The 24128-nt window shown below is 55.2% G+C and carries 23 protein-coding genes, 1 pseudogene and 1 riboswitch; of the genes and pseudogenes, 18 read left to right on the forward strand and 6 right to left on the reverse strand.

Annotated elements, in window-relative coordinates:
• Complete coding sequence (locus tag ACPT9Q_RS08425) at positions 1–2745, forward strand: diguanylate cyclase (protein WP_427365579.1); 2745 nt, start codon at positions 1–3, stop codon at positions 2743–2745.
• Between the two features lie 49 nt (positions 2746–2794).
• Positions 2795–3448, forward strand: a complete 654-nt coding sequence (locus ACPT9Q_RS08430; protein ID WP_427365581.1) for a class II aldolase/adducin family protein — start codon at positions 2795–2797, stop codon at positions 3446–3448.
• Position 3449: 1 nt separating this feature from the next.
• On the opposite strand, the gene ACPT9Q_RS08435 is transcribed toward ACPT9Q_RS08430, so the two are convergent.
• Positions 3450–3662, reverse strand: a complete 213-nt coding sequence (locus ACPT9Q_RS08435; RefSeq protein ID WP_017874043.1) for a hypothetical protein — start codon at positions 3660–3662, stop codon at positions 3450–3452.
• A 91-nt stretch (positions 3663–3753) separates the two neighbouring features.
• On the opposite strand from ACPT9Q_RS08435, the gene lipB reads away from it, so the two are divergent.
• From lipB to ACPT9Q_RS08450, 3 genes are read left to right on the forward strand one after another with little or no spacing between them, the layout of a single operon-like run.
• The gene (gene lipB / locus ACPT9Q_RS08440) at positions 3754–4395 is read left to right on the forward strand and encodes a lipoyl(octanoyl) transferase LipB (RefSeq protein ID WP_427366751.1); all 642 of its coding nucleotides are present in this window, start codon (positions 3754–3756) and stop codon (positions 4393–4395) included.
• Positions 4388–5236, forward strand: a complete 849-nt coding sequence (lipA, locus tag ACPT9Q_RS08445; RefSeq protein ID WP_427365582.1) for a lipoyl synthase — start codon at positions 4388–4390, stop codon at positions 5234–5236. Before lipB ends, lipA begins: the two co-directional genes overlap by 8 nt.
• Positions 5233–5778: an SAM-dependent methyltransferase gene (locus tag ACPT9Q_RS08450; RefSeq protein WP_427365583.1), complete on the forward strand. Its 546-nt coding sequence runs from the start codon at positions 5233–5235 to the stop codon at positions 5776–5778. Before lipA ends, ACPT9Q_RS08450 begins: the two co-directional genes overlap by 4 nt.
• On the opposite strand, the gene ACPT9Q_RS08455 is transcribed toward ACPT9Q_RS08450, so the two are convergent.
• From ACPT9Q_RS08455 to ACPT9Q_RS08465, 3 genes are all read right to left on the reverse strand, one after another.
• The gene (locus tag ACPT9Q_RS08455) at positions 5756–7552 is read right to left on the reverse strand and encodes a dynamin family protein (RefSeq protein ID WP_427365584.1); all 1797 of its coding nucleotides are present in this window, start codon (positions 7550–7552) and stop codon (positions 5756–5758) included. The two genes, ACPT9Q_RS08450 and ACPT9Q_RS08455, sit on opposite strands and share 23 nt — an antisense overlap.
• Before the next feature lie 99 nt (positions 7553–7651).
• On the reverse strand, positions 7652–9190 hold the full coding sequence (locus ACPT9Q_RS08460; RefSeq protein ID WP_427365585.1) for a MutS-related protein: 1539 nt from the start codon (positions 9188–9190) through the stop codon (positions 7652–7654).
• Complete coding sequence (locus ACPT9Q_RS08465) at positions 9187–10731, reverse strand: MutS-related protein (RefSeq protein WP_017873914.1); 1545 nt, start codon at positions 10729–10731, stop codon at positions 9187–9189. The genes ACPT9Q_RS08460 and ACPT9Q_RS08465 overlap by 4 nt, the downstream gene beginning before the upstream one ends.
• An 86-nt stretch (positions 10732–10817) precedes the next feature.
• Positions 10818–10881, reverse strand: a riboswitch (Fluoride riboswitch).
• Positions 10882–12098: 1217 nt separating this feature from the next.
• Here ACPT9Q_RS08465 and secE point away from each other — a divergent pair.
• The 7 genes from secE (at position 12099) to ACPT9Q_RS08500 (ending at position 16028) form a co-directional block, all read left to right on the forward strand.
• Positions 12099–12302, forward strand: coding sequence for a preprotein translocase subunit SecE (gene secE, locus ACPT9Q_RS08470; RefSeq protein ID WP_017874324.1), 204 nt, complete (start codon positions 12099–12101; stop codon positions 12300–12302).
• Positions 12303–12323: 21 nt separating this feature from the next.
• Positions 12324–12845: a transcription termination/antitermination protein NusG gene (gene nusG / locus ACPT9Q_RS08475; protein ID WP_017873846.1), complete on the forward strand. Its 522-nt coding sequence runs from the start codon at positions 12324–12326 to the stop codon at positions 12843–12845.
• Between the two features lie 15 nt (positions 12846–12860).
• A complete protein-coding gene (gene rplK / locus ACPT9Q_RS08480) occupies positions 12861–13289 on the forward strand; it encodes a 50S ribosomal protein L11 (protein WP_427365586.1) in 429 nt (142 codons plus the stop codon).
• A 14-nt stretch (positions 13290–13303) separates the two neighbouring features.
• Positions 13304–14020, forward strand: a complete 717-nt coding sequence (gene rplA / locus ACPT9Q_RS08485; RefSeq protein WP_427365587.1) for a 50S ribosomal protein L1 — start codon at positions 13304–13306, stop codon at positions 14018–14020.
• A 154-nt stretch (positions 14021–14174) separates the two neighbouring features.
• Positions 14175–14705 carry a 50S ribosomal protein L10 gene (rplJ, locus tag ACPT9Q_RS08490; protein WP_017873849.1) on the forward strand — a complete coding sequence of 177 codons (531 nt, stop codon included), beginning with the start codon at positions 14175–14177 and terminating at the stop codon, positions 14703–14705.
• A 3-nt stretch (positions 14706–14708) separates the two neighbouring features.
• A complete protein-coding gene (rplL, locus tag ACPT9Q_RS08495) occupies positions 14709–15092 on the forward strand; it encodes a 50S ribosomal protein L7/L12 (RefSeq protein ID WP_017873850.1) in 384 nt (127 codons plus the stop codon).
• A 33-nt stretch (positions 15093–15125) separates the two neighbouring features.
• Positions 15126–16028, forward strand: a complete 903-nt coding sequence (locus tag ACPT9Q_RS08500; protein ID WP_427365588.1) for a DMT family transporter — start codon at positions 15126–15128, stop codon at positions 16026–16028.
• Between the two features lie 66 nt (positions 16029–16094).
• Here the strand turns inward: ACPT9Q_RS08500 and ACPT9Q_RS08505 are convergent.
• Positions 16095–16748 (reverse strand): annotated as a pseudogene (locus tag ACPT9Q_RS08505) (YdcF family protein); the annotation flags it as partial.
• A 63-nt stretch (positions 16749–16811) separates the two neighbouring features.
• Between ACPT9Q_RS08505 and ACPT9Q_RS08510 the strand changes: the two are divergent.
• Entirely contained in the window at positions 16812–17750 is a 939-nt protein-coding gene (locus ACPT9Q_RS08510) for an NAD(P)-dependent oxidoreductase (protein ID WP_017873853.1), read from the forward strand.
• Between the two features lie 10 nt (positions 17751–17760).
• Positions 17761–18231: a thermonuclease family protein gene (locus tag ACPT9Q_RS08515; protein WP_038305315.1), complete on the forward strand. Its 471-nt coding sequence runs from the start codon at positions 17761–17763 to the stop codon at positions 18229–18231.
• A gap of 19 nt (positions 18232–18250) precedes the next feature.
• Here ACPT9Q_RS08515 and ACPT9Q_RS08520 read toward each other — a convergent pair whose 3' ends face one another.
• Positions 18251–18895: a bifunctional 4-hydroxy-2-oxoglutarate aldolase/2-dehydro-3-deoxy-phosphogluconate aldolase gene (locus tag ACPT9Q_RS08520; RefSeq protein ID WP_427365589.1), complete on the reverse strand. Its 645-nt coding sequence runs from the start codon at positions 18893–18895 to the stop codon at positions 18251–18253.
• Positions 18896–19138: 243 nt separating this feature from the next.
• On the opposite strand from ACPT9Q_RS08520, the gene ACPT9Q_RS08525 reads away from it, so the two are divergent.
• The 4 genes from ACPT9Q_RS08525 (at position 19139) to ACPT9Q_RS08540 (ending at position 24128) form a co-directional block, all read left to right on the forward strand.
• Complete coding sequence (locus tag ACPT9Q_RS08525) at positions 19139–19933, forward strand: SDR family NAD(P)-dependent oxidoreductase (protein ID WP_427365590.1); 795 nt, start codon at positions 19139–19141, stop codon at positions 19931–19933.
• A gap of 52 nt (positions 19934–19985) precedes the next feature.
• Entirely contained in the window at positions 19986–20723 is a 738-nt protein-coding gene (locus ACPT9Q_RS08530) for a UTRA domain-containing protein (RefSeq protein WP_017873064.1), read from the forward strand.
• Positions 20724–21106: 383 nt separating this feature from the next.
• Positions 21107–22513: a hypothetical protein gene (locus ACPT9Q_RS08535; RefSeq protein ID WP_017873947.1), complete on the forward strand. Its 1407-nt coding sequence runs from the start codon at positions 21107–21109 to the stop codon at positions 22511–22513.
• An 85-nt stretch (positions 22514–22598) separates the two neighbouring features.
• A complete protein-coding gene (locus ACPT9Q_RS08540) occupies positions 22599–24128 on the forward strand; it encodes a sugar ABC transporter ATP-binding protein (protein ID WP_427365591.1) in 1530 nt (509 codons plus the stop codon).

The following is a 24128-nucleotide window of genomic DNA, read 5'->3' on the forward strand; positions in this document are numbered from 1 at the left end:
GTGTCATTACGGTACAGAGTTGTCGCCATTGTGGGTGTTGTGTCCCTCGTTTCTTTCTTTTTGACCGCCTTTGCCCTCCGCCACATCCTTGTCCGGGAGTTCCTCGCCCTGGAGAGGGAGAACCTCGCAAGAAGGGTGGAACAGCTCCTCCACCTTGTGGAAGGGGAGAAGAGGAATCTTGAGCGCATCGTTGTCGATTGGGCTTTCTGGGACGATACCTACCGATTCGTGGGAGGGGAATATCCGGAGTACGTGGAGGTGAATTGCACCGACGATGTTTTCCCGAACCTGGGCATTCATTTTTTGGGGTTTTTCAGAGAGGACGGAACCCTGGTTTATGGGAAAAGCCTTGACCCGTATACCCAGCGACCTTTTGCCCTTCCCCAGGGGTTCATCTCTTCCGTGCGATCTCTTGGAGGGCTTCTATCCCGGGGGTATCTCCTCGACCGGAAGAGCGGGTTCTTTTCCGTGGGGAAGGAAACCTGGTTTTTCGCCCTTTCCTGGATCCTCCGGAGTAACCTCTCCGGCCCTCCCCGGGGGTTCCTCGTCATGGCTCGAAAGGTCGACGAGCATTTCCTCGCGCACCTCTCGGATCTTTTTGGGTCTTCGGTGAAGCTCAGTGCCCTGGACTCGTCTCTCCCGGAGACCTTCACGGTGCAGGAGGTTGCGCCGTTCCGGGTGCTGGTGAGTGTCCCCATTCCTTACGTTATCGGGAACGGGGGAACGAGTCTGACTTTTCCGTATTTCCAGAGTTTTGCAGAGCGAGGGCAGAGGGTGGCAGCCTTTCTTAGGCGGGCTCATGTGGCAGGGAGCGTCGCTGTTCTTGTACTTCTTCTTTTTCTCCTTGAAGGGGTTGTGGTTCGGCGGATTCTCCGCCTTGCTGCGTTTCTCCGGAAGGTGTGGGAGAGCAGGGATTTCACCCTTCGGGTAGAGACGCAGGGAAAAGACGAGGTGACCCTTCTTGGGGGCGCGGTCAATACCCTCCTTGAGGAAGTCGCTGCCCGGAGTAGGAGCCTTGAGGAGAGCGAGGCCCGCTTCCGGAGGCTTTTTGAGGGAGTCCCGGTGGGAGTGTACCAGGCGCGCCTCGGTGGGGAAGTGCTCCAGGCCAATCCCCGCATGCTTGAGATTGTGGAATGCCAGACGCTTGAAGAGCTGCGGAAACTCGGTCTTGCTTTCTTCCGCCAGGATGCCATCCTCACCCTCTCCTCTTTTGAGGAACTCCTGAAGCGAGACAGAGCCATTCGGGGTGTGGTGACCACCTGGAGGACGAAGACAGGGACGTTGCGCTTTTTGCGGGAGAATGCTCACCTTGTGAGGGATGAAGTGTATGAGGGAACGCTCGAAGATGTGACAGAGGAAATCCTTGCCCGGGAAAGCGTCCGGAAAAGCGAGATGTACTACCGGGTTCTCCTTGAGTATAGCTCCGATGCAGTGCTCGTTCTTGAGCGAGATGGGAGGATTCGTTTCGCCACCTCTTCGGTGGAGAACGTCACCGGGTATACTCCCGAAGAGCTCCATGGCGCTCTGGCCCTTTCCTTCCTCCATCCTGAGGATGCAAGACAGGTCCAGCACCTCTTCCTCCAAGGGGAAGAGGGTGAAGTGCGGCGGGTGGAATTCCGCCTGAAACACCGTAGCGGCGAGTGGCGGGTGATGGAGGCCATTGGCCGGGTGCTTCTTGCGCACCCCCTCGTCCAGGGTATTGTGGTGACGGTCCGGGATGTGACCGAACGAAAACGGGCCGAAGAGGCAGCACGTCTTGCGAGCTTCCGGGATGTCCTTACCGGCCTCTACAACCGGGCGTACTTTGAGGAAGAACTCGTCCGTCTGAACACCACCCGCGTCCTTCCCTTAAGCCTCATCGTGGGTGACGTTAACGGTCTGAAGATTGTCAATGACGCCTTTGGGCACACCGAGGGAGATCGTCTTTTGCAGATGGTGGCCGAGGCTTTCCGCGCAAGTTGCCGGAAGGAGGACGTTGTGGCTCGCTGGGGCGGAGACGAGTTTGCGGTGATTCTGCCAAAGGCGGATGCCACGGTGGCCTCGGAGATATGTGCGAGGATTCAAGAGAAGCTCAAAGAGAAAACCTCGGTTCTCCCCGTGGGCATTGCTCTGGGATGGGCAACAAGAGAAGACCTTTCCCGAAGCCTTGAGGACGTTGTTCGGGAAGCCGAGGAACGTATGTACCAGGCAAAGCTTGCTGGACGGGAACGCTTCTACGAAAGGGTTCTTCAATCCTTTGAGACGTTCCTTGAGGAACTCCTTGGAAAACGCTATCTCGAGGAAATGGAGAAACTCGCGCTTCACTTTGCCAGAAGACTCCGCCTTTCCGAATCCCAGAGGGAGCAGCTCATCCTTCTTGCCCGCTTCCACGAGATCGGCGTGATTCCCCTTGCCCGCCGGGGAGAATGGCCAGGACTTGACCAGGAGGCCTTTCTTCGCCGTCATACGGAGTCCGGGTACTTCATCGCAAGCAACATCCCCCGTCTTGCCCCTCTTTCTGAGGCTATTCTCGCACACCACGAGTGGTGGAATGGGGAGGGTGTTCCCCGGGGGCTCCGGGGAGAGGAAATCCCCCTGCTCTCAAGGATTGTTGCCCTCTGCACGGCCTTCCTGGAGCAACCTTTTGCTCAGGCTGTGGCGCACATTCAGAGGGAGAGTGGCCGGGTGTTTGACCCCTTACTTGTCCGGGAATTCCTGACCATGGTTCGGGAACACCCTTCAGAAAACGGAGCACGGCGCATCTGAGCCCCGGTTTTTGCGGTATAATAAAAAGGCTCAGAGAGAAGGGAAGGCTATGGACGAAAAAAGACTCCGGGAAGAACTTACAAACTTCGGTCGACGAATCCTTGAAAGTGGCCTGGCTGTGGGCCCGGGTGGGAACATCAGCGCTCGCTGTGCAGAGAAAATGCTCATTTCCCCGAGTGGTCTCTCTTTTGAAGAGGTGTCGCCCGAAGACTATGTGGCTGTGGACCTTGGAAGCGGAGCGGTCCTTAGTGAGGGTCGACCGTCGTCTGAAGTAGCCATGCACCGGGCAATTTACCTTGTCCGGGAGGACGTGAATGCGGTAGTGCACGTGCACCCGCCCTTCGTCATCGGGGTGACGAGTGGTGGGGGGAGTATTGAACCGATGTTCCCGGATTTTGTCGCGCTCATCAAGCGAGTAGCAACTCTCCCGTACATCCTCCCCTGTACGGAACGGCTTGCCCAGGCAGTGAAAGAGGCAGTACAGAATGCCGAAGCCGTGGTTTTGGTGAACCACGGGGCCATTACGGTGGGTGCGACCTTGAAAGAAGCCTTTTACCGGGCACAGATCCTTGAAGAGGCGGCAAAAATTACAACCATCGCCCGGCTTTTCGGAAGTCCCCGGGTTCTGAGTCAGGAAGAACAGGAGGAACTCCTCGGGCTTGAGGCTGAGCGGTATCGTCAGAGCGTGCTCAAGAGGACATGAACTACACGCGCTGGTACTGGGCAAGGGACTGGATGTGCTCTTCGATGGCCCTCATGCAGAGGTAACAGAGATTGAACTCGTGGTCAAGACCAAGAGAAATGTGCCAGTCGGCATCTCTGCCGCAGAGATCGCAGGTGACAAAGAAGGTCATAATGGGTTCCTTGAGGTATGAGAAATTCTGGAGTGCCCGGGCAATTTCCTCTTTGGTGCGCATGCCTCTCCCTCCTTTCTACCTGTGAAAACCAGAGAGCGTGAGGAATATTCCCGTGAAAAGCGTTCGTTTTCCTTATCAGGTGTTTGCTGAGATGCCCTATGGGGAGGTCCTTCTTCTCCAGAGGGCCCTGGTGGAGAGGATTGCCGAGGAAAACCGTCCCGGGGTTTTTCTTCTTCTCGAACACCCCCCGGTGGTGACCCTGGGACGGGGTGCGAAAAAGGAACACCTTCTCCTTTCGGAGGAGGCCCTCAAAAAACGGGGCATTGAGGTGTACGAGGTTGAACGGGGGGGTGATGTGACCTACCACGGTCCGGGGCAGATTGTGGGGTACCCTCTGGTGAACCTCCGGTTCTGGAAGAAGGACGTTCACGCTTTCTTGCGGTCCCTGGAGGAGGTGCTCATCCGGTTTCTCGCTCATTTTGGGGTTCCGGCCTTTCGTTTCCCTCCGTACACGGGGGTGTGGGTGGAAAGGGATGGACCGAGAAAAATTGCCGCCATTGGGGTTGCCGTGCGGCGCTGGGTGACGTATCATGGATTTGCGCTGAACATTGCCCCGGACCTTGCGCCTTTCGGGTACATCGTTCCCTGTGGCATACGGGGTTTCGGGGTGACAGCCCTTCAGGAAGTTCTGGGGAGAAATTTCGGGCAGGACGATTTCCGGAAGATGAAGTACCTTCTTGCCCAAAAGTTCGGAGAAGTCTTTGGTTTTGCCATGGAGGAGAGTTATGGGTAGTCTTCCTCCCTGGATTCGACGTCGGTTTCCGCCGCAGGAAGAGTGGGAAAGGGTCGAGAGGCTCCTTCGCAGTCTTTCCCTCCATACGGTCTGCGAGAGCGCCCGCTGCCCCAACCTCGGGGAGTGTTTCCGCCGGGGGACGGCAACCTTTCTCATTCTTGGGGATACCTGTACGAGGAGTTGTCGCTTCTGCGCGGTGAAGAAGGGCATACCCCTTCCTCCTGATCCTGAGGAACCCCGGAGGGTGGCTGAGGCGGCCAGAACCTTGAGTCTGCACCACGTGGTGGTCACTTCCGTGACCAGGGATGACCTTCCCGATGGAGGAGCAGAACACTTTGCGAAGACCATTCAGGCGATACGGGAGTGTCTTCCGCAGGCCACGGTGGAGGTGCTTGTTCCCGATTTCCAGGGGAGTGCAGAAGCCCTGGAGGTCGTCCTTGCCGCCCGCCCTGATGTGCTCAACCACAATGTGGAGACGGTACCCCGTCTCTATCCCCTGGTGCGTCCTCAGGCAGACTATGCCAGATCCCTTGAGCTTCTGCGAAGGACCAGGGCGCGCTACCCCGGGATTCTCGTGAAATCAGGGCTTATGGTTGGTCTTGGGGAGACCCAAAAGGAGGTTGAAGCCGTCCTCTGGGACCTTAAAGAGGCAGGGTGTGATGTCGTCACCATTGGCCAGTACCTCCGACCGACTGCCTGGCATCTCCCTGTGGCTGCGTATGTGCCTCCCGAGGTTTTCGCGCACTACCGGGAGTATGCGCTTCGTCTTGGGTTCCGGGGTGTAGCCAGCGGTCCCTTTGTGCGGAGTTCGTACCGGGCCGAGGAGTTCGTAAAAGGATGAGCCTGGTTTTTGTCTTGCTTTCCGTTTTTCTCGCGCTCTTCTTTTTCTGGCTTTTCCCGCTGTTCTTCCGGGGTATCCCCTGGCAACCCACGGACATGCGACGGGTGCGGAGGATGCTTGAGATGAGCAGAATCAGACCGGGAGAGGTCCTGTACGATCTTGGGTGTGGAGACGGGAGAATTCTCCTCTGTGCTGCCCGGGAGTACGGTGCCTGCGCTGTAGGAGTGGAGCTCAACCCCTGGCTTTTTCTCCTTGCCTGGTTCCGGGTGTTCCTTTCGGGGTTCCGGTCAAGGGTTCGGGTGGTTTTTGGGAATATTTTTTCCGTTGATCTTTCCCGGGCGGATGTCATCACGCTTTTTCTTTTTGAGCACGTGAACGAAGCCCTGAAGGAGAAATTCCTCCGGGAACTCAGAGATGGAACCCGTATTGTGTCGTACGTCTGGACCTTTCGGGGATGGACGCCGAAAGAGATTGACCGGGATCTGCGCCTTTTCCTCTACGTGAAAGGCGAGTCAGAGCCTAAAGGTTCCGGTACTGTGTGAAGGAAGCAAATTCGGCCTGGAGTTCCGTGAATACCCGAGAGGCGGCGCTGAGACTGGCGATCTCTGCCTGGAGGTTCTGGCTTTTTTCCACTCTCCTGAGGTGGGCTTTTTCGATGGCGCCGTAGGTTGCGGCGATGGTCTTTTCGAGCTGTTCTTCCAGGGCTTCAGAGAACTGGTGGAAGGTCTGATTGAGGTTCTGCAGCGTTGCCCAGCGCAAATTTTCCACGTTACTGGTCACCAGTTCCTCGATTTCCTGCTGGATCCGGCGAACGATTTTTGCCTGACGGACCTTTGCCGGAAGCAGTGCCGAGAGCACTCCTTCAGGGAGGAAGCTAAAGTGAGTATACCATTTGTGGGTTATCCAGTAGGGCCGTCGATACATGGCAAAGGTCTCCGAGCTTTTTGGTGAAGTGTAGGGAATGTCGAAGAGCTCACTCGCCGTTCGTCGAACGGTTTCAACGAGTTCCTGGACTTTTTGTTCGTAAGGCTCGAGAACTTCAGCGACCCTCTTCGCAAATGCGCTGGCGATTTCGCTCAGCTCGCGCTCGAAGAAGGCGGGGATGGCTTCGGCGAGGGTGGTCCGAATTGCCTCTTCGGGGTGAGTGTGCTGCGTGGCCAGGCACTGTTCGACAACTGTGAAGAGGTGGGTTCTGGCTTTTTGTCGAAGGTGTTCTGCCTGTTCTTCAAGCAGTGCTACCATTCGTTTTCTCTCGCCGGAGAGAAGGTCTCCAAGCTGAACGCGTTGACGTTCTGCCTCCCGAATTTTCTCGGTGAAAATTCGCAAGCGCTCGTCGAGGTCGCGAAGTGGCATCTCTAAAGAACGGAGCACAAGGCGCAGGTGCATTACAAGATTGTCCAGGATGTCGACGGCCTTTTTTGCCAGGGCAACCTGAAGGGTATCGCGTTTCTCTTGAGCAAGAAAAGTCAGGAGGTACTGTACGACTTTGGGGATACCGCTTCGGTGGAGGAGGTCCGGGTCGTTCTTTTTCTTCCCCTCGAGGGCCAGCCGGGCCGAAACAGGGAAGATGGGGAGTTCGCCCTCTATTCCTGCTTCCTTTCGCAGCACGTCCTTAATGAAGGAGAAAAGGGAGGTCACCTCTTCCTCTTTAAGGTAATCCACTTTGTTGAGGACGAAGAAGAGATGGGCAACCTTGGAACGTACGGACTGCAGAAACTCGACCTCCGCTTCGGTCACCGGGGGGTCGGTGGAAAGGAGAAAGACTGCTGCATCGCACTGGGGCAGGAAGTTCAGTGTGGCCTCAGTGTTGTGACGGAGAGTTGACCCAATCCCAGGGGTATCAATGAGCACCACCCCGGCCTCAAGGAGTGGAGAGGGGTACGATACCTCGACCTGGGACACACTCCTCGTATTTTCCGGATTTCTTGCTTCGGTGACGAACTGGGAGAGAAAACGCAGGAGTTCTTCCGGGTCTTCTCCCTCCCACGTTTCCTCCTTCCCCTCCTCAAAGAGGACTCGCACTCGAGCCCTGGGGCCAAAGAGAACGAAGGTGGGCACAGCCGTTAGGGGAAGCACTGCCGTGGGGAGTATTTCTTCTCCAAGAAGGGCATTGATGAACGTGCTCTTTCCCCGCTTGAACTGCCCAAGAACCGCCAGGTGAAAGCGTTCTTGAAGCAGCCTTTCTTTCAGATTGCTCAGGGCCTTTCGCTCGTTCTCAAACTCGGATCCCAGGGCCTCGAGTTCCTTGATGGCTTCTTCAAAGAGAACAGAAAGGTCCTTTGCCTTTTTAGGTACCAGTTCTTCCTGCTGACGCATGGGAATCCCTCCGTTACTCAAAGGTTCCAATCCCCGCTCCAGGACCTACAGAGGCTGACTGCCGTACCCTCTTTAAAAGAGCGCAGATGCCTCATCACTTCACCTCCAGGAAAGCTGTAGAGAGCTTTTTTCGGGAAGTTCATTTTCTGATGTTTCGAAAACTTTCCTGTATACGTCCTCTCCGTAGCTTGTTTGCAGGGGTTCACCTTCAACGATTTTGAACGTTCGTTTTCCGTTGCTTTCTCGCTCGGCACGCAGGAAGAGGACGTTGTCCATTTTCAGGACGAGGAAACTGCGGGCGAACTCGTACTGGTGTGTTACAAAGACCACTTTGATACGTCTGTCAAGAAACGCGCTGACGATTTGGCGGGCGATTTCTGAACCTTCCCGCTCATTTGTCGAAGCAAAGGACTCGTTGCACAGCACCATGGAATTCGGGGTGAGTTCATCGACGATATCGCTCATTCTCTTGAGTTCCTCGTCAAGTTTCCCGCTTTTCAGGGTCGTGTCCTCTCTCCGTCGAAAGTGGGTGAAAAGCCTCTCACAGAGGTTAACACCGAAGGATTCGGCGGGGACAAACATGCCACATTGCATCATAAGTTGTGCAATGCCTATACTGCGCAAAAAGGTTGATTTCCCACCCTGGTTCGCTCCGGTAATAATGATAAGGTCTTTTCCACAGGCATCGAGGTTGTTCCCCACCACTTTCTTCTTTGTCACCAGAGCAAGACAGGGGTCGTACAGTCCGGAGGCGAGGTGTTTCCTTTCTTCTTTGGGGAAAGGCACGGGGAACGTCACCGGTTCGCCAAGGGCGGTGAGCTGGTCGTAAAGGTTGAGACAGCTGACGTAAAAGGCCAGTTCCAGGCGGAGAGACTCAAAGAAGTTCACCACGTGGTCTGCCGACTGGGCCAGGGCATTTGCTGCAATGTTGACTCCTCGGTCTCTCAACTCTGACAGGGCTCTTGCTCCGCTTTCATCTCGGGGGTCGATAGAGAAGGAATACACCGGGGATCTCCTCTGCCACGGTGCTCTCCAACCTCTGGAGTCCTGGGGTTTCCGAAGAGTGTACTCCTCGCCCACATTGCCCCTTCCCAGCCGGGCACTGATGAGCGCTCCCCTTTTCAACCTCAGCTCCCTCAGGTGCTCCTTGACTATCGCAAGGTAAGCGTCGTCGAGCTCTTCCTGCAACATGGCGAAAAACCTTGTGAAACCTTCTGACGTGAATCGGTGGGCATACCGGTCGGCAAAACTTCTGAGCTCTTTGAGCATTTCGATGAAAACTTCAAGAAGCCCCACAGCGCCAGAAAGAATGGAGGACGGGTAACGGGAAAAAATACCCGAGAGGTACGCCCTTTTCCTCATCTCTATGGCCTTCACCACCAGGGCATACATGTCCCTGACGATAGAAGCGTTGCGGATACAGTCCTCAAGGACCTTCTGACGATAGAGGATGGTCTCGATGTCTCTGCAGCTTGCAAGGAAGGCTTCCCGCGCAACCTCATAGAGATAGTCGTCTCCAAGTGCCATGGCTTCCCAGAGAACGGCAAGTTCCAGGTCTTTCACGAGTTCTTCCGCAAGAGGTGAACGTTGCTTCTTTAGGGTGAAATTGTGATCGCGGAACATGAGGAAGACCTTCATGGTTTGATCCGCTCCTTTATTTGATCTCTGGTGAGCCGGTATTTTTCCGCAATGAGCAGGGCAAAGGCCAGACCGTCGGCGGGTTTTCGAAGGATCTTGTACGTCCGCACGCTGGGGTTGTCCGGGGAGACAGTACTGACCATGCTGACAATCCTATCGCTCAAAGAGGCCAGTTCCACAACAAACGTTACCCAGACGCACAGGGCGTCGAGCTGGAGGATTCGTTCCATGATTTCTCGGCTGAGCAGCAGGGCATCGTGCAGGGTGGTGGAATTGAAGATTTCGTTGATGATTATGATGCTCTTTGAGGTTGCCTGGGTGAGGATGGTGTGCATTCGAACCAGGTCGTCCTCAAGTTTGCCGTGGAGGTTCTTGATATCCTCTTCTCTCTCAAAATGGGTGAATATCCGATCGAAGAGGAAGAGGCGTGCGGCCTTTCCAGGTACCGGGCATCCCAGGCTGGCCAGGTAGTGAAGTTGTCCAAAGGTCCGGGCAAAGGTTGTTTTCCCTCCCTGATTGGGACCGGATACCACAAATACCCGCTCCTTTCCCTGCAGGAAGAAGTCATTCGTGACAACCGTTTTCCCCTCACTCATCAATCGGTAGGCCAGTGCAAGATCAAAGGTCTCATGGGCACAGATGTCCTTGCAGGTGTCAGATACCTCGGGGTAGCAGAACTGGAGGCCCTTTCTTCGAAGAGGTGCGATGTACTCAAGATAGGCCAGGTAGAACTGGATTTCTCGGTCAAAGGTTGCAACAGTCTCGTCGAGAAAGTCGGCGTTCTCTGCGCAGTATGCTTCAAGGGAGGAGAACACCTCCGGGAAGAGCCTGGCCACAAGCTCTGCAATTTTCGCTTCAACATGATTCATCTCCACACGCTGTGGATACTGAATCCTGTAGTCTTTAGCCGCATCCTGTCTGAATTTCGCGAAAGTCTTTTCAATTTCTTTGCTGTAATCCGCTTCCTGCTCGTACCTTCGGACCTTTACGCGACCCCCATCGATGATAAGACAGTACTCTACATCTGCCAGATCGTGTCGTAACTTCTCCGTGGCCTCCTTGAGAGTCACGAAGCGGCTGGAGCGAATATACCTAAGGAGGTATTCCCGAAAAGCACAAAGACCATGGGACTGTATCGCTGAGGATGAGAGGGAATGTACGAGCTTTTCAACTGTCTCGCAGTATGTTGCCACCGCTTCAAGAAACCACCCCTCTTTGTTATGCTTGTAATAGAGCTTTTTGCTCAGTGCAAGCTGTGTGCGTACGGCATGCATCCCCTGAGAAAAGGTCCTGATGCTCTCTGCGAGGTTTTCGTTTTCGAGGTCACGCATGACCTCCTGACGGTAACGAATGGCTTCAATGTCCTGCAAGGGGAGAAAGAAGAAAACCCGAAGACGGTACTCTTCTTCCCGACTGGCGGTCAGGGTGTTGACAATTTGGTCAAGACCGAGGTCGACAAAGAAATCAGGTTCAGAAGGAGGTACTTTCTGCAATAGCTCCCTCTTTGACCCTTCAGGAAAGAGGACGCTGATAACCCCCATGTCGCAAAAAACCTCCTGTCCAGGAACACTGCCCCCGAAGACCTGTCCCGGCCCACCTGCATAAAAAAAGGGCTGATGGCTCTACATTTTCCGTAGAAGCCATCAGCCCTTCAAGGGCACTTAAAGGGGGGCTTCATCCCCAAGAGAAATTATACCACCGTTTTGGGAATCTTCAAGGCGCAAGCTGGTGCTTTCTCTGGATAGGTTCACAGAGATCTGCGGTGGGTAAGGTAGACAAAAAGGGAGGGAGACCTGTATCCTGACTCAGTGTCGAAAACCTCAAGAGAAGCAAGGCCCTGCACCTGTATAAGGGGAGCACAAAGGGAACAAGGATGCTTCAGGCATATTCTGGAGATCCTCACCTTTCGAGCTTCCCCACGAGGAATGCCATCGGGAAGCTCGCTCAAGTCCATGGACTTTCGAAAAAGCCCGGAAGGATAAATCCAGAAGACCCAAAAAGGTTCGGAAGCCCCAGTGGACCTCAGAGCTTGTGGAGGGAATTCAAAGACTCCGGGAGGAATTCCCCTTCCTGGGGAAAGGGAAGCTCACCGTCCTCCTCAGGAGAGAGGGTTTCACTGCTTCTTCCTCCACCGTGGGGAGGATCCTCAGGTATCTCAAAACCCGGGGTCTTTTGAGAGAGGAAGAGAAACCGAGGAGGGTTTCTGCCACAAAAAGCCCACGGGGGAATCAAAGACCCCATGCCCAGAGAAAACCTCAAGACTCCGAGGTGGCATCTCCCGGGATCTTGCCGCCATCGATACCTCAAAAGTCACCCCCTTCCTGGAAAGGTGTAGGGGGAATTCCTGCGAAAGACCTCATCTTGCGGTGGGCCTACTCCTCCCTCCATGCTCAAGCCACGAGAATCTTTCCAGGGTGTTCCTCGAGGAACTCCGAAAGGCACCCCTTTCCCGCTCAAACCAGGAGATACTGGAGGGAGTGCATGCTACGGGGAGTTTGAGGGTCCTCGCAAGGAATACGGCATCAAGCTCTTCGTCCTTCCTCCAAGGTCTCCCATATCCGTGGAGTGGTGGAACGGTGCAACCGAACCTTCCGGGAGGGTTCTCTCCGCACTATGAGGATGAGGTAGATCTTGCAACCATGAATTTCCACCTCAAAAGGTGGACTGAAAAGGTGTACAATCGGAAAAGACCACACTGGAACTTGGGGAGAGGAGCCCTGGGAAAAGCTGAGAGATACTGGACTTTCCGAATGTCCCACATGATGTGGACCTATACATTCTCTTGCAACCGACTTGCCAATGGTGTATCTTTCGGAAAAGGCTAAGAAGTCTCTGTACCCCGGGCTCATTGACAGAGGATGAAAAAGCATTTATAATCCCGGTGAATTTATCTTGGGGTAAAGGATGGGTGAAAGTTTTGGTCCGCTGGTTTCGTTCGCTGAAGAGTTATTTCATTGAGGCGTGGGGAGAACTGCGAAAGGTCACCTGGCCCAGCCGGAAAGAGCTGTGGAACAGTACTATTACAGTCCTTGTGGTCATCATCCTTGTGGGAATTTTCCTGGGGGTTGTGGACCTGCTTTTAACCTTTATCATGGGGCTCTATCTCCGGTAACGGTGGAGGGTTTAGGAACTCATGCAGCCTCGGTGGTACGTCATCCATACTCTGGCGGGAAGTGAACATAAGGTCAAGGCGAATCTCGAGCGCCGCATCGCCTCCATGGGGATGCAGGACCAGATTTTTCGGGTTGTTGTTCCCATGGAGGAGACGATTGAAGTTCGACGCGGGAAGAAGCGTTTCACCAAGCGGAAGATTTTTCCAGGATACGTCATGGTCGAGATGATCATGAACGATCGTTCCTGGTATGTGGTGCGGAACACTCCAGGAGTCACAGGGTTCGTTGGTTCAGGGATGCGGCCTGAGCCTCTGAGTGATGAAGAGGTGAAGGTTATTCTCCGTCAGACGGGAATCGAAAAGAAGCCGCGCCTGGACATTGAAAAGGGTGAGGTTGTTAAAGTCATCTCCGGGCCATTCCTGAACTACACCGGAACGGTGGAGCACGTCGACCATGAACGGGGAAAAGTCACGGTGCTTCTCTCCATTTTCGGCCGGGAGACCCCTGTAGAACTCGAGTTTTCTGATGTCGAAAAACTCTGACGAGGTGGACGGGTTATGGCAAAGAAAGTCGTGGCAATGGTAAAGCTGCAGATCCCCGGGGGAATGGCTACCCCTGCGCCTCCGGTTGGACCAGCCCTGGGGCAGCACGGCGTGAACATCATGGAGTTCTGTAAGGCCTTCAATGCCCAGACAGAGAAGGACCGGGGGGTTCTCATCCCGGTGGAGATTACCATTTATTCGGACCGTTCCTTCACCTTTGTGTGCAAAACGCCCCCTGCGTCGTTCCTCATTCGTCAGGCTCTGGGCATTGAGAAGGGTTCCGGCGAACCCAACCGTGTCAAAGTGGGGAAAATTCCGCGGTCAAAGCTGCGGGAGATTGCGGAGAAGAAGATGCCCGACCTCAATACTACCGATATCGAGGCGGCCATGCGCATTATCGAGGGCACAGCCCGGAGCATGGGTGTTGAGGTCGTGGAAGGATAAAGGGAGGAGTAGGTATGGCCGAGCGGAGCAAGAGATACCTCGCGCTCAAGGCAAAGATTGAACCCGGAAAGCTCTATGACCCCGAAAGTGCCGTCCGCCTTTTGAAGGAAATGGCCAGCACCCGTTTCAACGAGACGGTGGAAATGGCGTTGAACCTCGGTATTGACCCGAGACAATCAGACCAGCAGGTTCGGGGGACGGTCGTTTTGCCTCACGGGACGGGGAAAACGGTCCGGGTTCTGGTCTTTGCGCAGGGCGAGAAAGCGAGGGAGGCCCAGGAAGCAGGAGCGGATTACGTTGGTGGAGAAGAGCTTGTGGAGAAAATCCAGAAAGGGTGGTTTGAGTTCGATGCGGCGGTGGCTACACCAGACATGATGCGCATCGTGAGTCGCCTTGGGAAAATCCTCGGTCCCCGGGGACTTATGCCCAATGCCAAGACAGGAACCGTGACGTTTGACGTCGCCCAGGCTGTGCGGGAGATCAAAGGTGGGCGGATTGAAATCCGGAATGATAAGTTCGGCAATGTCCACCTTCCCATCGGGAAGGCGTCGTTTACTGAGGAGCAGATTCTCGACAACTTCTATGCTGCTCTGGATGCCGTGGTTCGTCTGAAGCCTCCTGCGGCGAAGGGCCGGTACATCAAGAAAATCGTTCTCTCCCTCACCATGAGTCCTGGTATTCCTGTTGACGTCAACACTGCCCTTGCCCGGATGGAGAAGAGGGCAGCCTGAGAGGTGAAGAGAACGAAGACCCTGATCTTCAAAGGGTAAAAGAGGTGCCTGAGAACCAGGGGCGCAAGCTTAAAAATCCTGGGGAGGCGAAGATGCGAGAAGACTCCTCAGGGGGAGTCTTCTCTTTTTTGTGCGGAAGGGAGGTTGATGGTGTTTGGAAAGAAGCGAAAAGGAGAAAATTGTTGGAGAGCTCCTTGAGCGGTTGAAGAAGAGCCAGGCGGTTTTCGTCGTAGGCTACCATGGCATGGATGTCCCCGCTATGGAGCAGCTGCGGCGGAATCTGCGGGGTGTTGAGGGAGAACTCAAGGTTGCCAAAAACACCCTCATGCGCCTTGCTCTGGGACAGGCTGGCTTTTCGGGGGAAGACCACCTCCTTAGAGGTCAGAATGCCTTTGTCTTCTCCTATCGTGACGTGGTTCAGGTGGCAAAGGCCCTGGCCGACTTTGCGAGGAAGTTCCCACAGCTTGAGGTGAGAGGTGGCTTCCTGGGGATGAGGCTCCTCACTGCCCAGGATGTGCAGCGTCTGGCAGAGCTTCCCTCCCGGGAGGAACTCCTTGCCCGGGTGGTTGGTGGTGTTGCTGCACCGCTTGTGGGGCTTCTTGGTGTGCTCCAGGGGGTTTTGCGGAACTTTGTGTGGGTGCTGAAGGCCATTGAAGAGAAAAAGCGCACTGAAAAGGAGGCATGACCCATGACCAAAGAGGAAATTATCGAAGCAATCGAGAAAATGACGGTTCTTGAACTTGCAGAACTCGTGAAGGCTCTCGAAGAGAAGTTTGGAGTTTCTGCGGCCATGCCGGTGGCTCAGGTCGCTGCTCCGGTTGCTGGACCTCAGGCTGCGGCTCCCGCTGAGGAAGAGGAAAAGACAGAGTTCGATGTTATTTTGAAGAGTGCTGGTCCTCAGAAACTCCAGGTGATCAAGGAAGTCCGGGCAATCACCGGCCTTGGCCTCAAGGAGGCCAAAGACCTTGTGGACAACCCGCCAAAGCCCATCAAGGAAGGCGTCAGCAAGAAAGAGGCCGAGGAAATCAAAGCAAAGCTCGAGGCTGTGGGTGCTGAGGTGGAAATCAAGTAAAGAGAGCGCCGCCCTTCGGGGCGGCCTTTTCCTATGCCCGGGAAATTCCTCCTTCGCCTTTACGCTTCGCTTTTTCTTGTCTCCCTTATCTGGGGTCTGAACTTCGGCATCATGCGCCTTGGGGTCCTCGCCCTGGGGCCTCTGGCTTTTCCGTTTCTCCGGTTCCTCCTGAGCACACCGCTTTTCTTTCTGGTACTCTGGAAGACCGAAGGCTCGGTGGGTATCGCGCTGCAGGATGTGCCACTCTTTTTCCTCCTCGGGACCATAGGGTTCGGACTGTATCAGCCCCTCTGGAGCTTTGGGCTTCGCCTGAGCCTGGCGTCGCACTCGGCACTTCTGCTTTCTCTAACCCCGGTCATCGTGGCAGTTGTGGTTCTTTTGCGGGGCGAAGAGGGTTTCCGGGGAGTGAATTTCGCTGGGACTCTCCTTGGATTTCTGGGGGTTGCGGTCCTCGTTGCTTTCCAGGGTAAAGGACAAGAAGGGCAGGCGGTGCTCCTTGGGGACCTTCTCACTCTTGGGGCAGCTCTCCTGTGGGGACTGTACTGTTACTTTGGAAAACTCCTCCTTCGAAAGTACTCCCCCTTAAAAAGCAGTGCCTGGAGCATGCTCTTTGGGGTACTCGCGATGTTTCCGGTATGTGCCCGGGATGTCTTCCAGGTTGCTCTTCGCAGTCACTTTACACCGGCGCTGCTTTTTGTCTTCCTCTATGGGATCGTTCTTTCCTCTCTTGTGGCCTATGTGCTCTGGATGTGGGGGATTCAGCAGCTTGGTGCTTCCAGGACCACGGCCTTCCAGTATGTGACCCAGATTTTCGGTGTCATTGGTGCCTGGCTGATTTTCCGCGACCCTCTGAGCCTGCGCCTTTTTGTCAGCATGGCCCTGATCAGTCTGGGACTTCTCCTCGCTCAGTGGAAAGCTCCACTTCAGGAGGTATAGGAGGTATCCCACTCCTTCGTGGATAATGTCCCCCCAGGCCGAGAGGACCTCGGCTCTGGGGAGAAATCGCTCAAAGGAGAGCGCTACTCCCGCGCTGAGCAGGGGATGGGCAGGACAGGGAGTAATGTCAGCTTCGAGGTAGAATTTGCGAAAGGCAAGGAGTGCTCTGGGAAGGTGCACTTCAGAGGTCACAAGGTAGAAACTGCGAATGCCCAGGACTTTGAGAAGCGCTGTTGTGTACTGGGCGTTTTCCCAGGTTGTGCGGGAGTACGCTTCGAGTATGATGTCTTCAGGGGAAACCCCAAATGTTCTGAGAACCTCAAAGGCTACCTCTGCCTCGGTAAGTGGTTGTTCCTCATGGAGCTTTCCTCCGCTCACGATGATGGGAAGGGGCCTTTCCCGGTAGAGGAGGAAGGCCCGGTACACCCTGGCAAGGCTCACAGGGCTCAGGAGGAGATTCCCCGTTCCCGGGTCTTTGACCACTCCTCCACCTAAAACGACGATGGCCTGAGGAGGAGAAAGAGCAGGCGCAAAGGGGGGACGGGGAAGAAGGAGGAGTACCCACCCTGCAGAGAAGAGGTAGAGGAAGAGCGCAAAGAGCATGTATCCCCACACCCGCTGTCGGCGGACTCCTGCCCGTATGCCCAAAAGCAGGCACACCGTGAGGATAACGCCGGGGAAATCCACAAAGGCACCGACGATTTTCTGCAGAAGAACCATCTCGCTTCTCCCCTTGTGGTATCCTTGTACTGTACATAGGATAGCAGAACAGAGGTGGTGGACATGGCAAAGGTTGTTGTGCTTGCCCGCTCTTTTGCCCGTGCCTCTTCAGAGCCCCTGGAGATCCTCCAGGAAGCCCACCTTGAGGTGGAACGAAAGGCAAATCCTGAGCCGGAGAACGAAGAAGTCGTGGCCGGACTCATCGGAGATGCTGAAGGAGTTATCGTTGGTGTCGACCGTGTTGGAAGGGTGGTTCTTGAACGGTGTCCGAATCTCCGGGTCATCGCCAAGCACGGGGTGGGAGTGGACAACATCGACCTTGAGGCGGCAAAAGAACATGGCGTTGTTGTGGCTAACGCTCCCGGGACAAACACTGAATCGGTGGCGGATATGGCGTTTCTCCTCATCCTCTCCTGCGCCCGGAACCTACCGCTCCTTATGGAGAACGTTCGCAAGAAAGTCTGGGGTTCGCAAACCCTCGGGGTGGAACTCGAAGAGAAAGTGCTTGGTATTGTCGGCCTTGGACGTATCGGGAGAAGCGTCGCCCGGAGGGCTCTGGGTTTTGGGATGCAGGTGGTGTACTACGACCCCCTTGTCGAAGATGAAGCCTTTCGGCGTGTCTCCCTTGAGGACCTCTTTTCGATTGCCGACTTTGTCTCTCTCCATGCCCCTCTGACACCGGAAACAAAACACCTCGTGAACGAGCGGCTTCTTTCGCTCATGAAAAAGGACGCCTTTCTCATCAACACTGCCCGGGGGGAGCTCGTTGACGAGGAAGCCCTCTTCCGTGCCCTTAAAGAAGGCCGCATTGCCGGAGCGGGTCTTGATGTCCTCTCCTTTGAGCCACCTTTCGAGAGCCCGCTCCTTACCCTCCCGAACGTCATCGTAACCCCGCACGTTGCAGCACACACGAAAGAAGCGAATATCAAAATGGGGAAAATTGCGGCGCTCAATGTCGTCCGGGTCCTCAGGGGTGAGGAACCATTGTTCCGGGTGGTGTGACGTGCGAAGAATGCCACAGCGGCTCTCCTGGGGTTCAATCCTCTTTTTCCTTCTCCTCCTGCTCTTCTATTACGCTGTCTCTCAGAGAACCCCGGGAGAGTACATCGTCGTCCGGGTAATTGATGGGGATACCATTGAGCTCAATACCGGTGAAAAAGTCCGCTACATTGGCATCAACGCCCCTGAGCTTCACCATCCCCAGAAGGGGGTGGAGTATTTCGCCCGGGAGGCCTATGAGGCGAACCGCCGCATGGTGGAGGGGAAGAGGGTCCGTCTTGAGTTCGACGTTGAGAAGCGTGACCGCTACGGGAGACTGCTCGCCTATGTGTACGTTGACGATATTATGGTGAACGAGTGGCTTGTGGCCAACGGTTACGCCCAGGTGGCCACCTTCCCCCCAAACGTCAGGTACGCCGAGAGGTTCCGAAAACTTGAAGCGGAGGCCCGCCGCCTGAAAATTGGCCTCTGGGGGAAACCATAGGAGAAAAGGAGGCTCCTCTTTAGAGGAGCTTCACCGCTTCCTTAAAGCGGCGGGCAAGGTCCGTCAATTCTTCCCATTGCTTCCCTTCGATGAGGTCTTTGCGCACGAGCGACCCGCCAACCCCCACGCAGGAAGCCCCGGCCTTCAGGAAATCGGCGACGTTTTCCAGGTTTACCCCTCCTGTGGGACAGAGTTTGATGTGGGGGAAGGGCCCCTTGAGCTCCCGGATGTACGAGGGTCCAAGACTTGACGCCGGGAAGACCTTCACCACTTCCGCACCGCTTTCCCAGGCCCTGAGGATTTCTGTTGGGGTCAGTGCCCCGGGGATGATGGGGACATCGTACCGGTGAGCCATCTCGATGACTCGCTCGTTCAGCGAAGGGGTGACCAGGAACTGGGCGCCGCTTGCGATGCAGAGCCTTGCTGTCTCGGGATCAAGAACTGTCCCTGCTCCAAAGAGGACGTCATCCATGTGCTTTCGGACTTCTTCAAGGATTTCAAGAGCCCCCGGAGTCGTCATGGTGACCTCGATGCAGTGGATGCCTCCCCGCTTCAGTGCTTCCACAACCTCCATGAGGGCCTGAGAGCTCTGGGCACGGATGATGGCGATGATTTTTTCCTCCTCGATGTACTGCACGATTGCCGCCCGTCCTTTAAGGCTCACGGCGCTTCCTCCTCTCCCGTTTTTCCTCATTATACCTGAGTGTTTCAGTGGAGATGTCCGCAGGGTGATCTGGGGATTTTCCCGGAAAAAGTGCTGGAAGGACGGTGTCCGGGCATCCGAAGAGGGTTTAGGGAGAAGCGAAGAACCTCTTGCGTGGCGGTATCCTGAGCCGGGACAGGTTGTTCCTTCTCTTCTTTAGGCGTACAATGGCCTTGAAATTTCTTCCACAGAGGAGGTATTCCCATGGACCTTGGTCTTTCTGGAAAAGTTGCCGTCATTACCGGGGGAAGTATCGGCATTGGCTTTGCCGTGGCAGAAGCGCTGGCAAGAGAAGGTGTACACTGTGCGCTCTGTGCCCGAAATGAAGAGCGGGTGAAGAAAGCGGCAAAGACTCTCGAAGAGCGATACAGTGTGCGAGCAATTGGTGTTCGGGCCGATGTGACCCGTCCGGAGGACATCGATGCCTTCGTGGAGGAAATCCGGAAGACCTTCGGGGGTGCGGACATCCTCATCAACAACGCCGGAACAGGAAGTGCCGAGAAAATCATGGATGCTCCTGATGAGCGGTGGCAGTACTACTGGGGTTTGCACGTCATGGCCGCGGTCCGGATGTCCCGTAAGATCATCCCCTTCATGATCGAACGGGGTGGGGGAGTAATTATCAATACCGCCTCCATCTGTGCACGGCAACCCCTGGATTATGAGCCAATCTATAATGTGACGAAGGCTGCACTCGTTATGTTTTCGAAATGTCTGGCCAATGAGGTCATCAAATACAACATTCGGGTGAACTGCGTCAATCCTGGTCTCATCCGCACTCCTGACTGGGATAAAACGGCCCAGATTGTGAGCAGAGAAAAGGGCATGACTCCGGAAGAGTACCTTGACCGGATTGCGAAGGACAATGCCCCCATCGGGCGTTTTGCCACTCCGGAGGAACTTGCCCACTTCTACGTGTTTTTGTGTTCTCCTCTTGCAAGCTACTGTGTGGGCTCCACGTACTACGTGGATGGTGGGTGGCTTAAGTGCACGATATGAGAGATTCTGCTACAATACTGCAAAAATATTCAAAATGTAAAGGGGGTTGACCGTGTCTACCCTCAACCGAAAAGTCCCCATTCCTCTCTACTACCAGCTCAAGGAGATCATCCGGGAGCAAATTGAGGAAGGCATCCTTGCCCCCGGGGATTTGCTCCCCTCTGAGCGGGAGCTCTCGGAAAAGTACGGCATCAGCCGTCCCACCGTCCGTCAGGCCCTGAAGGAACTGGTCTATGAAGGGCTCCTCACCCGGGAGAAGGGTCGAGGGACCTTTGTGGCCAAGCCCAAGCTCGAGTACGGGTTCATCCAGCACTTTGTCACCTTCTACGAGGACATGGCCCAGCGAGGCTACACCTTGAAGACCAAAGTCCTCCGCAAAGAACTCCAGGATCCTCCCAAACGCATTGCCAGAGCACTGCAGCTCAAAGAAGGAGAGAAGGTCATCTTCATCGAGCGCCTCCGCTTCGTGGAGGATGAACCTGTGGTCTGGGTTCAGAACCACATCCCCCACCACCTCTGCCCCGGGCTTTTGGAGGAAGACCTCACCGACCGCTCGCTGTACCGTCTCCTCACTGAACGCTACAACCTCAAGCCCCAGTGGGCAGAGGTGAGTCTGGAACCAGTCCTTGCCACCGACCGGGATGCCGAGCTTTTGGGCCTTGAACCCAAGGCTCCGGTCCTTCTTATGGAGAACATCACCTACGATGTCAACGACCGCCCCATTGACCTCTTCATCTCCCGTTTCCGGGGAGACAAGGGGAGAGTGCGGGTGAGGGTGCTGAGGAGCTGAAAGCGGAATTCGGGCCTGTGGTGGCTGCATGGCTTGGGAAAACCCAAAGGTCCTTCCTTCTCTTTTCTTTTAAAACATCCGGGTTTTTTGTGCTTTTCCAAGTTCTGTGGTTTCCTCTCTCTTGCGCTTCATAAATAAAGTAACGCCTTTCCAGAGACAGTAGTGCAAATACGCAGGTAGACGAAAGCCCCTTTCTGGTTTTAAGGTTAATACATCTTATTGACAATTTCGCCTGTTCGCGATAAAGTATTTCCGGAAAAAGGTTGCTGTTGTCATTATTGAGTCTCCTGTTTTTGCGAGAAGGAGGTGGGTGCAGGACCTGGATGATGGATCAAAATGATCCCTCACCTTGTGAATCCATTTTTTGAAAGGAGGGTTTGAAAGTGCGACGGTGGACGCGGTTTCTGGTGCTCCTTGTGGTCGTTAGCGTGGGTATAAGCGTTGTGCATTGTGCTCTTGCCCAGGAAGAATTGCGACTCGATGAGAAGCGCATGGAGCTCGCCCAGCGGTACAAAAACGCCGAGCCGGGAGAGAAGTTCGCCATAGGATACATCACCTGGGGCCTTGCTCAGGAGTACCTCATGATATGTTACCAGGCGGTTGAGCAGGCATGCCGGCAGCTTGGCCTTGAGTTCATCGGTGCGGTGGCAGAAACTGATGCCGCCTGGATTGAGACCACAGAAAGCATGATCGCCGCAGGGGCCAAGGCCATCATCTACAACTGCCCTTCAGCTGCGGTGATGCCCGAGCTTGCCAGAATCTGCAACGAGCACAACGTGTTCATGGCCACGTTCTTCGGGTATACCGGTGAGATGTATCCGGGAGACCTCGGTCCCCGCTGGGTTATTGACAATACGCCCCTCTCGGATGAGCAGACCTTCTTCCCCCTCATGATTCTCTTTGAGAAGATGCGCCAGAACGGAAGGACTAAGCTCCTCCACCACCAGGCTCACAAAACGGTGGCCACTGTCTCCACCGTCTACATTAACCTTGGAGTGTTCATGGCCTGGAGCTTCTATCCTGAAATGCAGCTTTTGGGACACCAGTACGGTGAATGGTGGTATGAAGGGGGCCGGAAAGCAGCCGAAGCAGCGCTTGCTGTGCGCCAGGACTATGAGGGTCTGTGGGGTGCCAATGATTCCCAGACCATGGGAGCTCTGCGGGCTTTGGAGGATCGTGGCATCGCCATTGGTCCTTTCACGGCTTCTCGAGACATGGAAATGACCACAGCTGAGGAAATCCTCAAGGGGAATTTCCTGGTTACTGCTGGTTTTGACATTCCCTACTTTGCAGGACGGATGGTTCCCATGCTCTACGATATGTGTGTGGGTGCTTGGTACCCGTTCCCTGAAGAGATGTTGCAGGCACCGCGAATCAATACCTATGGAAGACCTGGTGAAGTAGAGAAGCTCGCCCGGGATGCCCGTCTCATCTGGCACCCGAACTTCTACCTTGCACCAACTCAGGAGAACCTGGAAAAAATCCTGCGGCAGATGAAAGAGCCCAAGCCCGAGTACCCGTATGATTTCCGTCTCCTTTCCATTGCCAAGTGTCAGGAACTCGGCCTCTCCTATGACCGCCACGCAGGTGCAGACATACGCCTTGGCCAGCACGACTACTACTTCCCGGCAAAGCTTGAGAAATTCGGAAGCATGGAAGCCTTCCGGAAACACGTTGCCGCCCTCTACGATTTCTTCCTCGATTTCAGCTGGGCCGATACCTGGGAAGAGGCACAGAAGTACATCGAGAAGTTTCCACCAGAGCTCAAGTGGGATCCTATCTGGAAGTGAAGTTCACCCCCCTGCCTGCTTGCAAGCAGGCAGGGGCTTTCTTTCCTTTTTCTCCATTTCCTTTTTCTCCAGTCGAGGTTGCACGATGAGGCGAAACGACACTCCTGTTCTTGAGGTCCGGAATGTCTCTAAAACCTTCGATACCGTGGTGCGGGCTCTGGATGAAGTGAGCATCGCGGTGTACCGGGGCGAAATTGTCGGCGTGGTGGGAGAGAACGGTGCGGGAAAATCCACCCTCATGAAGATTCTCGTGGGGGTCCATGCTCCGGACCAGGGTATACTCCTCCTTGGGGGGAAAGAGGTTCCTTTTCCCCGGAATCCCAAAGAGGCGGCACAGCGGGGAATTTCCATAGTTTACCAGGAGCGGGGGGTTATCCCTCACCTTCGGGTGTACCAGTTCCTCTTCCTGGGGCACGAGGAGCAGTACCGGGGACCGTGGGGATTGCAGAGCGAGCGGATGAAACGGGAGGCAAGGGACATCCTTGACGAATTCCACGTTGTCTGCGACGTTGAGGACTTTATGTATGAACTCCCTCTGGCGACCCAGAAAATGGTGGAGATTGCCCGGGCGGTTCTTGGGGTGCGCCTTGAAAGCCGGGGGAAAGATGTAGCTCCGGTCATTATCCTCGACGAGCCCACTGCTCCTTTAACCCTTGAGGAACGGAGGGAACTTTTCCAGAACATTCTCCGAATGAAGGAGACCTGTTCTTTCATTTTCGTCTCCCATATTATCCCCGAGGTCATGGAATTCGTTGACCGGGTGTACGTCCTCCGGGATGGGAAGCTCGTCGCCCATTACGACCTTGCTCAAGACGCTGTGACCGAAGAGGACCTTTTCCGAGCCATCGTGGGACGAGAATCGCTGGCGTACACCTTTGAGGCCCGGAAGAAGACGGTGTCTTCTGAGGTGGTCCTGCGAGTAGAGGGACTGACAAGGCGCGGATGCTACTACGACGTTTCCTTTGAGCTTTGCAGAGGAGAGTGCCTTGGTCTCTTTGGGCCTGCGGGTTCCGGGAAAAGCGAGGTTCTGCGGACTATCGCCGGGATTCTTGGATTCGATGGTGGGAAACTGGTCATCAAAGGGCAGGAGGCTTTCTCCGGTGAACCTCCCCATGTCCGCCTTGAGCGGGGTGTAGGCTACTGTTCAGGAGAAGCGGGGAAGGAACTCTTCTTCCACTGGTCCATTGCCAAGAATATCTCCATCGTGAATCTCAAGAAGGTTCTCGGGAAGTTTTTCCCTGTGATTCGTTTTGGGGTGGAGAGGAGCATTGCCGAAGGGGTGATGGGAAAATTGGAAATCAAGGCTCCCGGTGTGCACGCAGAATGTTACTCTCTGAGCGGTGGGAACAAGCAGAAGGTGTCGGTCGGGAAATGGCTGGAGCGAAGCCCCGACATCCTTCTTCTTGAAGACCCCACGATTGGTATTGATGTGGGGGCCCGGGAGGATATCTACGAAGTGCTCCTTGAGATGAAGCAGAAGGGGATTTCGTTCATTCTCGTGAGCGATGACCCCAAAGAGTACGCCCTCCTCTGCGACCGGGTCCTGGTGATGCGGGGTGGGAGGGTGCAGAGGACCGTGAGCGCGGAGGAACTCCAGGAAGTGACGGTGGGGTGA

Origin of the sequence: Candidatus Caldatribacterium saccharofermentans (assembly GCF_050267035.1) — a bacterium.
GTDB classification, from domain to species: Bacteria; Atribacterota; Atribacteria; order Atribacterales; family Caldatribacteriaceae; genus Caldatribacterium; species Caldatribacterium saccharofermentans.

Excerpts from the sequence above, each read along its gene's own strand:
- rplA (WP_427365587.1), top strand. The coding sequence starts at position 13,304 with ATGGCCGAGCGGAGCAAGAGATACCTCGCGCTCAAGGCAAAGATTGAA.
- ACPT9Q_RS08500 (WP_427365588.1), top strand. The coding sequence starts at position 15,126 with ATGCCCGGGAAATTCCTCCTTCGCCTTTACGCTTCGCTTTTTCTTGTC.
- ACPT9Q_RS08430 (WP_427365581.1), top strand. The coding sequence starts at position 2,795 with ATGGACGAAAAAAGACTCCGGGAAGAACTTACAAACTTCGGTCGACGA.
- ACPT9Q_RS08455 (WP_427365584.1), bottom strand. The coding sequence starts at position 7,552 with ATGCGTCAGCAGGAAGAACTGGTACCTAAAAAGGCAAAGGACCTTTCT.
- ACPT9Q_RS08435 (WP_017874043.1), bottom strand. The coding sequence starts at position 3,662 with ATGCGCACCAAAGAGGAAATTGCCCGGGCACTCCAGAATTTCTCATAC.
- nusG (WP_017873846.1), top strand. The coding sequence starts at position 12,324 with ATGCAGCCTCGGTGGTACGTCATCCATACTCTGGCGGGAAGTGAACAT.
- ACPT9Q_RS08450 (WP_427365583.1), top strand. The coding sequence starts at position 5,233 with ATGAGCCTGGTTTTTGTCTTGCTTTCCGTTTTTCTCGCGCTCTTCTTT.
- ACPT9Q_RS08525 (WP_427365590.1), top strand. The coding sequence starts at position 19,139 with ATGGACCTTGGTCTTTCTGGAAAAGTTGCCGTCATTACCGGGGGAAGT.
- rplK (WP_427365586.1), top strand. The coding sequence starts at position 12,861 with ATGGCAAAGAAAGTCGTGGCAATGGTAAAGCTGCAGATCCCCGGGGGA.
- ACPT9Q_RS08510 (WP_017873853.1), top strand. The coding sequence starts at position 16,812 with ATGGCAAAGGTTGTTGTGCTTGCCCGCTCTTTTGCCCGTGCCTCTTCA.
- ACPT9Q_RS08460 (WP_427365585.1), bottom strand. The coding sequence starts at position 9,190 with ATGAAGGTCTTCCTCATGTTCCGCGATCACAATTTCACCCTAAAGAAG.
- ACPT9Q_RS08515 (WP_038305315.1), top strand. The coding sequence starts at position 17,761 with ATGCCACAGCGGCTCTCCTGGGGTTCAATCCTCTTTTTCCTTCTCCTC.
- lipB (WP_427366751.1), top strand. The coding sequence starts at position 3,754 with ATGCCCTATGGGGAGGTCCTTCTTCTCCAGAGGGCCCTGGTGGAGAGG.
- ACPT9Q_RS08540 (WP_427365591.1), top strand. The coding sequence starts at position 22,599 with ATGAGGCGAAACGACACTCCTGTTCTTGAGGTCCGGAATGTCTCTAAA.
- rplL (WP_017873850.1), top strand. The coding sequence starts at position 14,709 with ATGACCAAAGAGGAAATTATCGAAGCAATCGAGAAAATGACGGTTCTT.
- lipA (WP_427365582.1), top strand. The coding sequence starts at position 4,388 with ATGGGTAGTCTTCCTCCCTGGATTCGACGTCGGTTTCCGCCGCAGGAA.
- ACPT9Q_RS08465 (WP_017873914.1), bottom strand. The coding sequence starts at position 10,731 with ATGGGGGTTATCAGCGTCCTCTTTCCTGAAGGGTCAAAGAGGGAGCTA.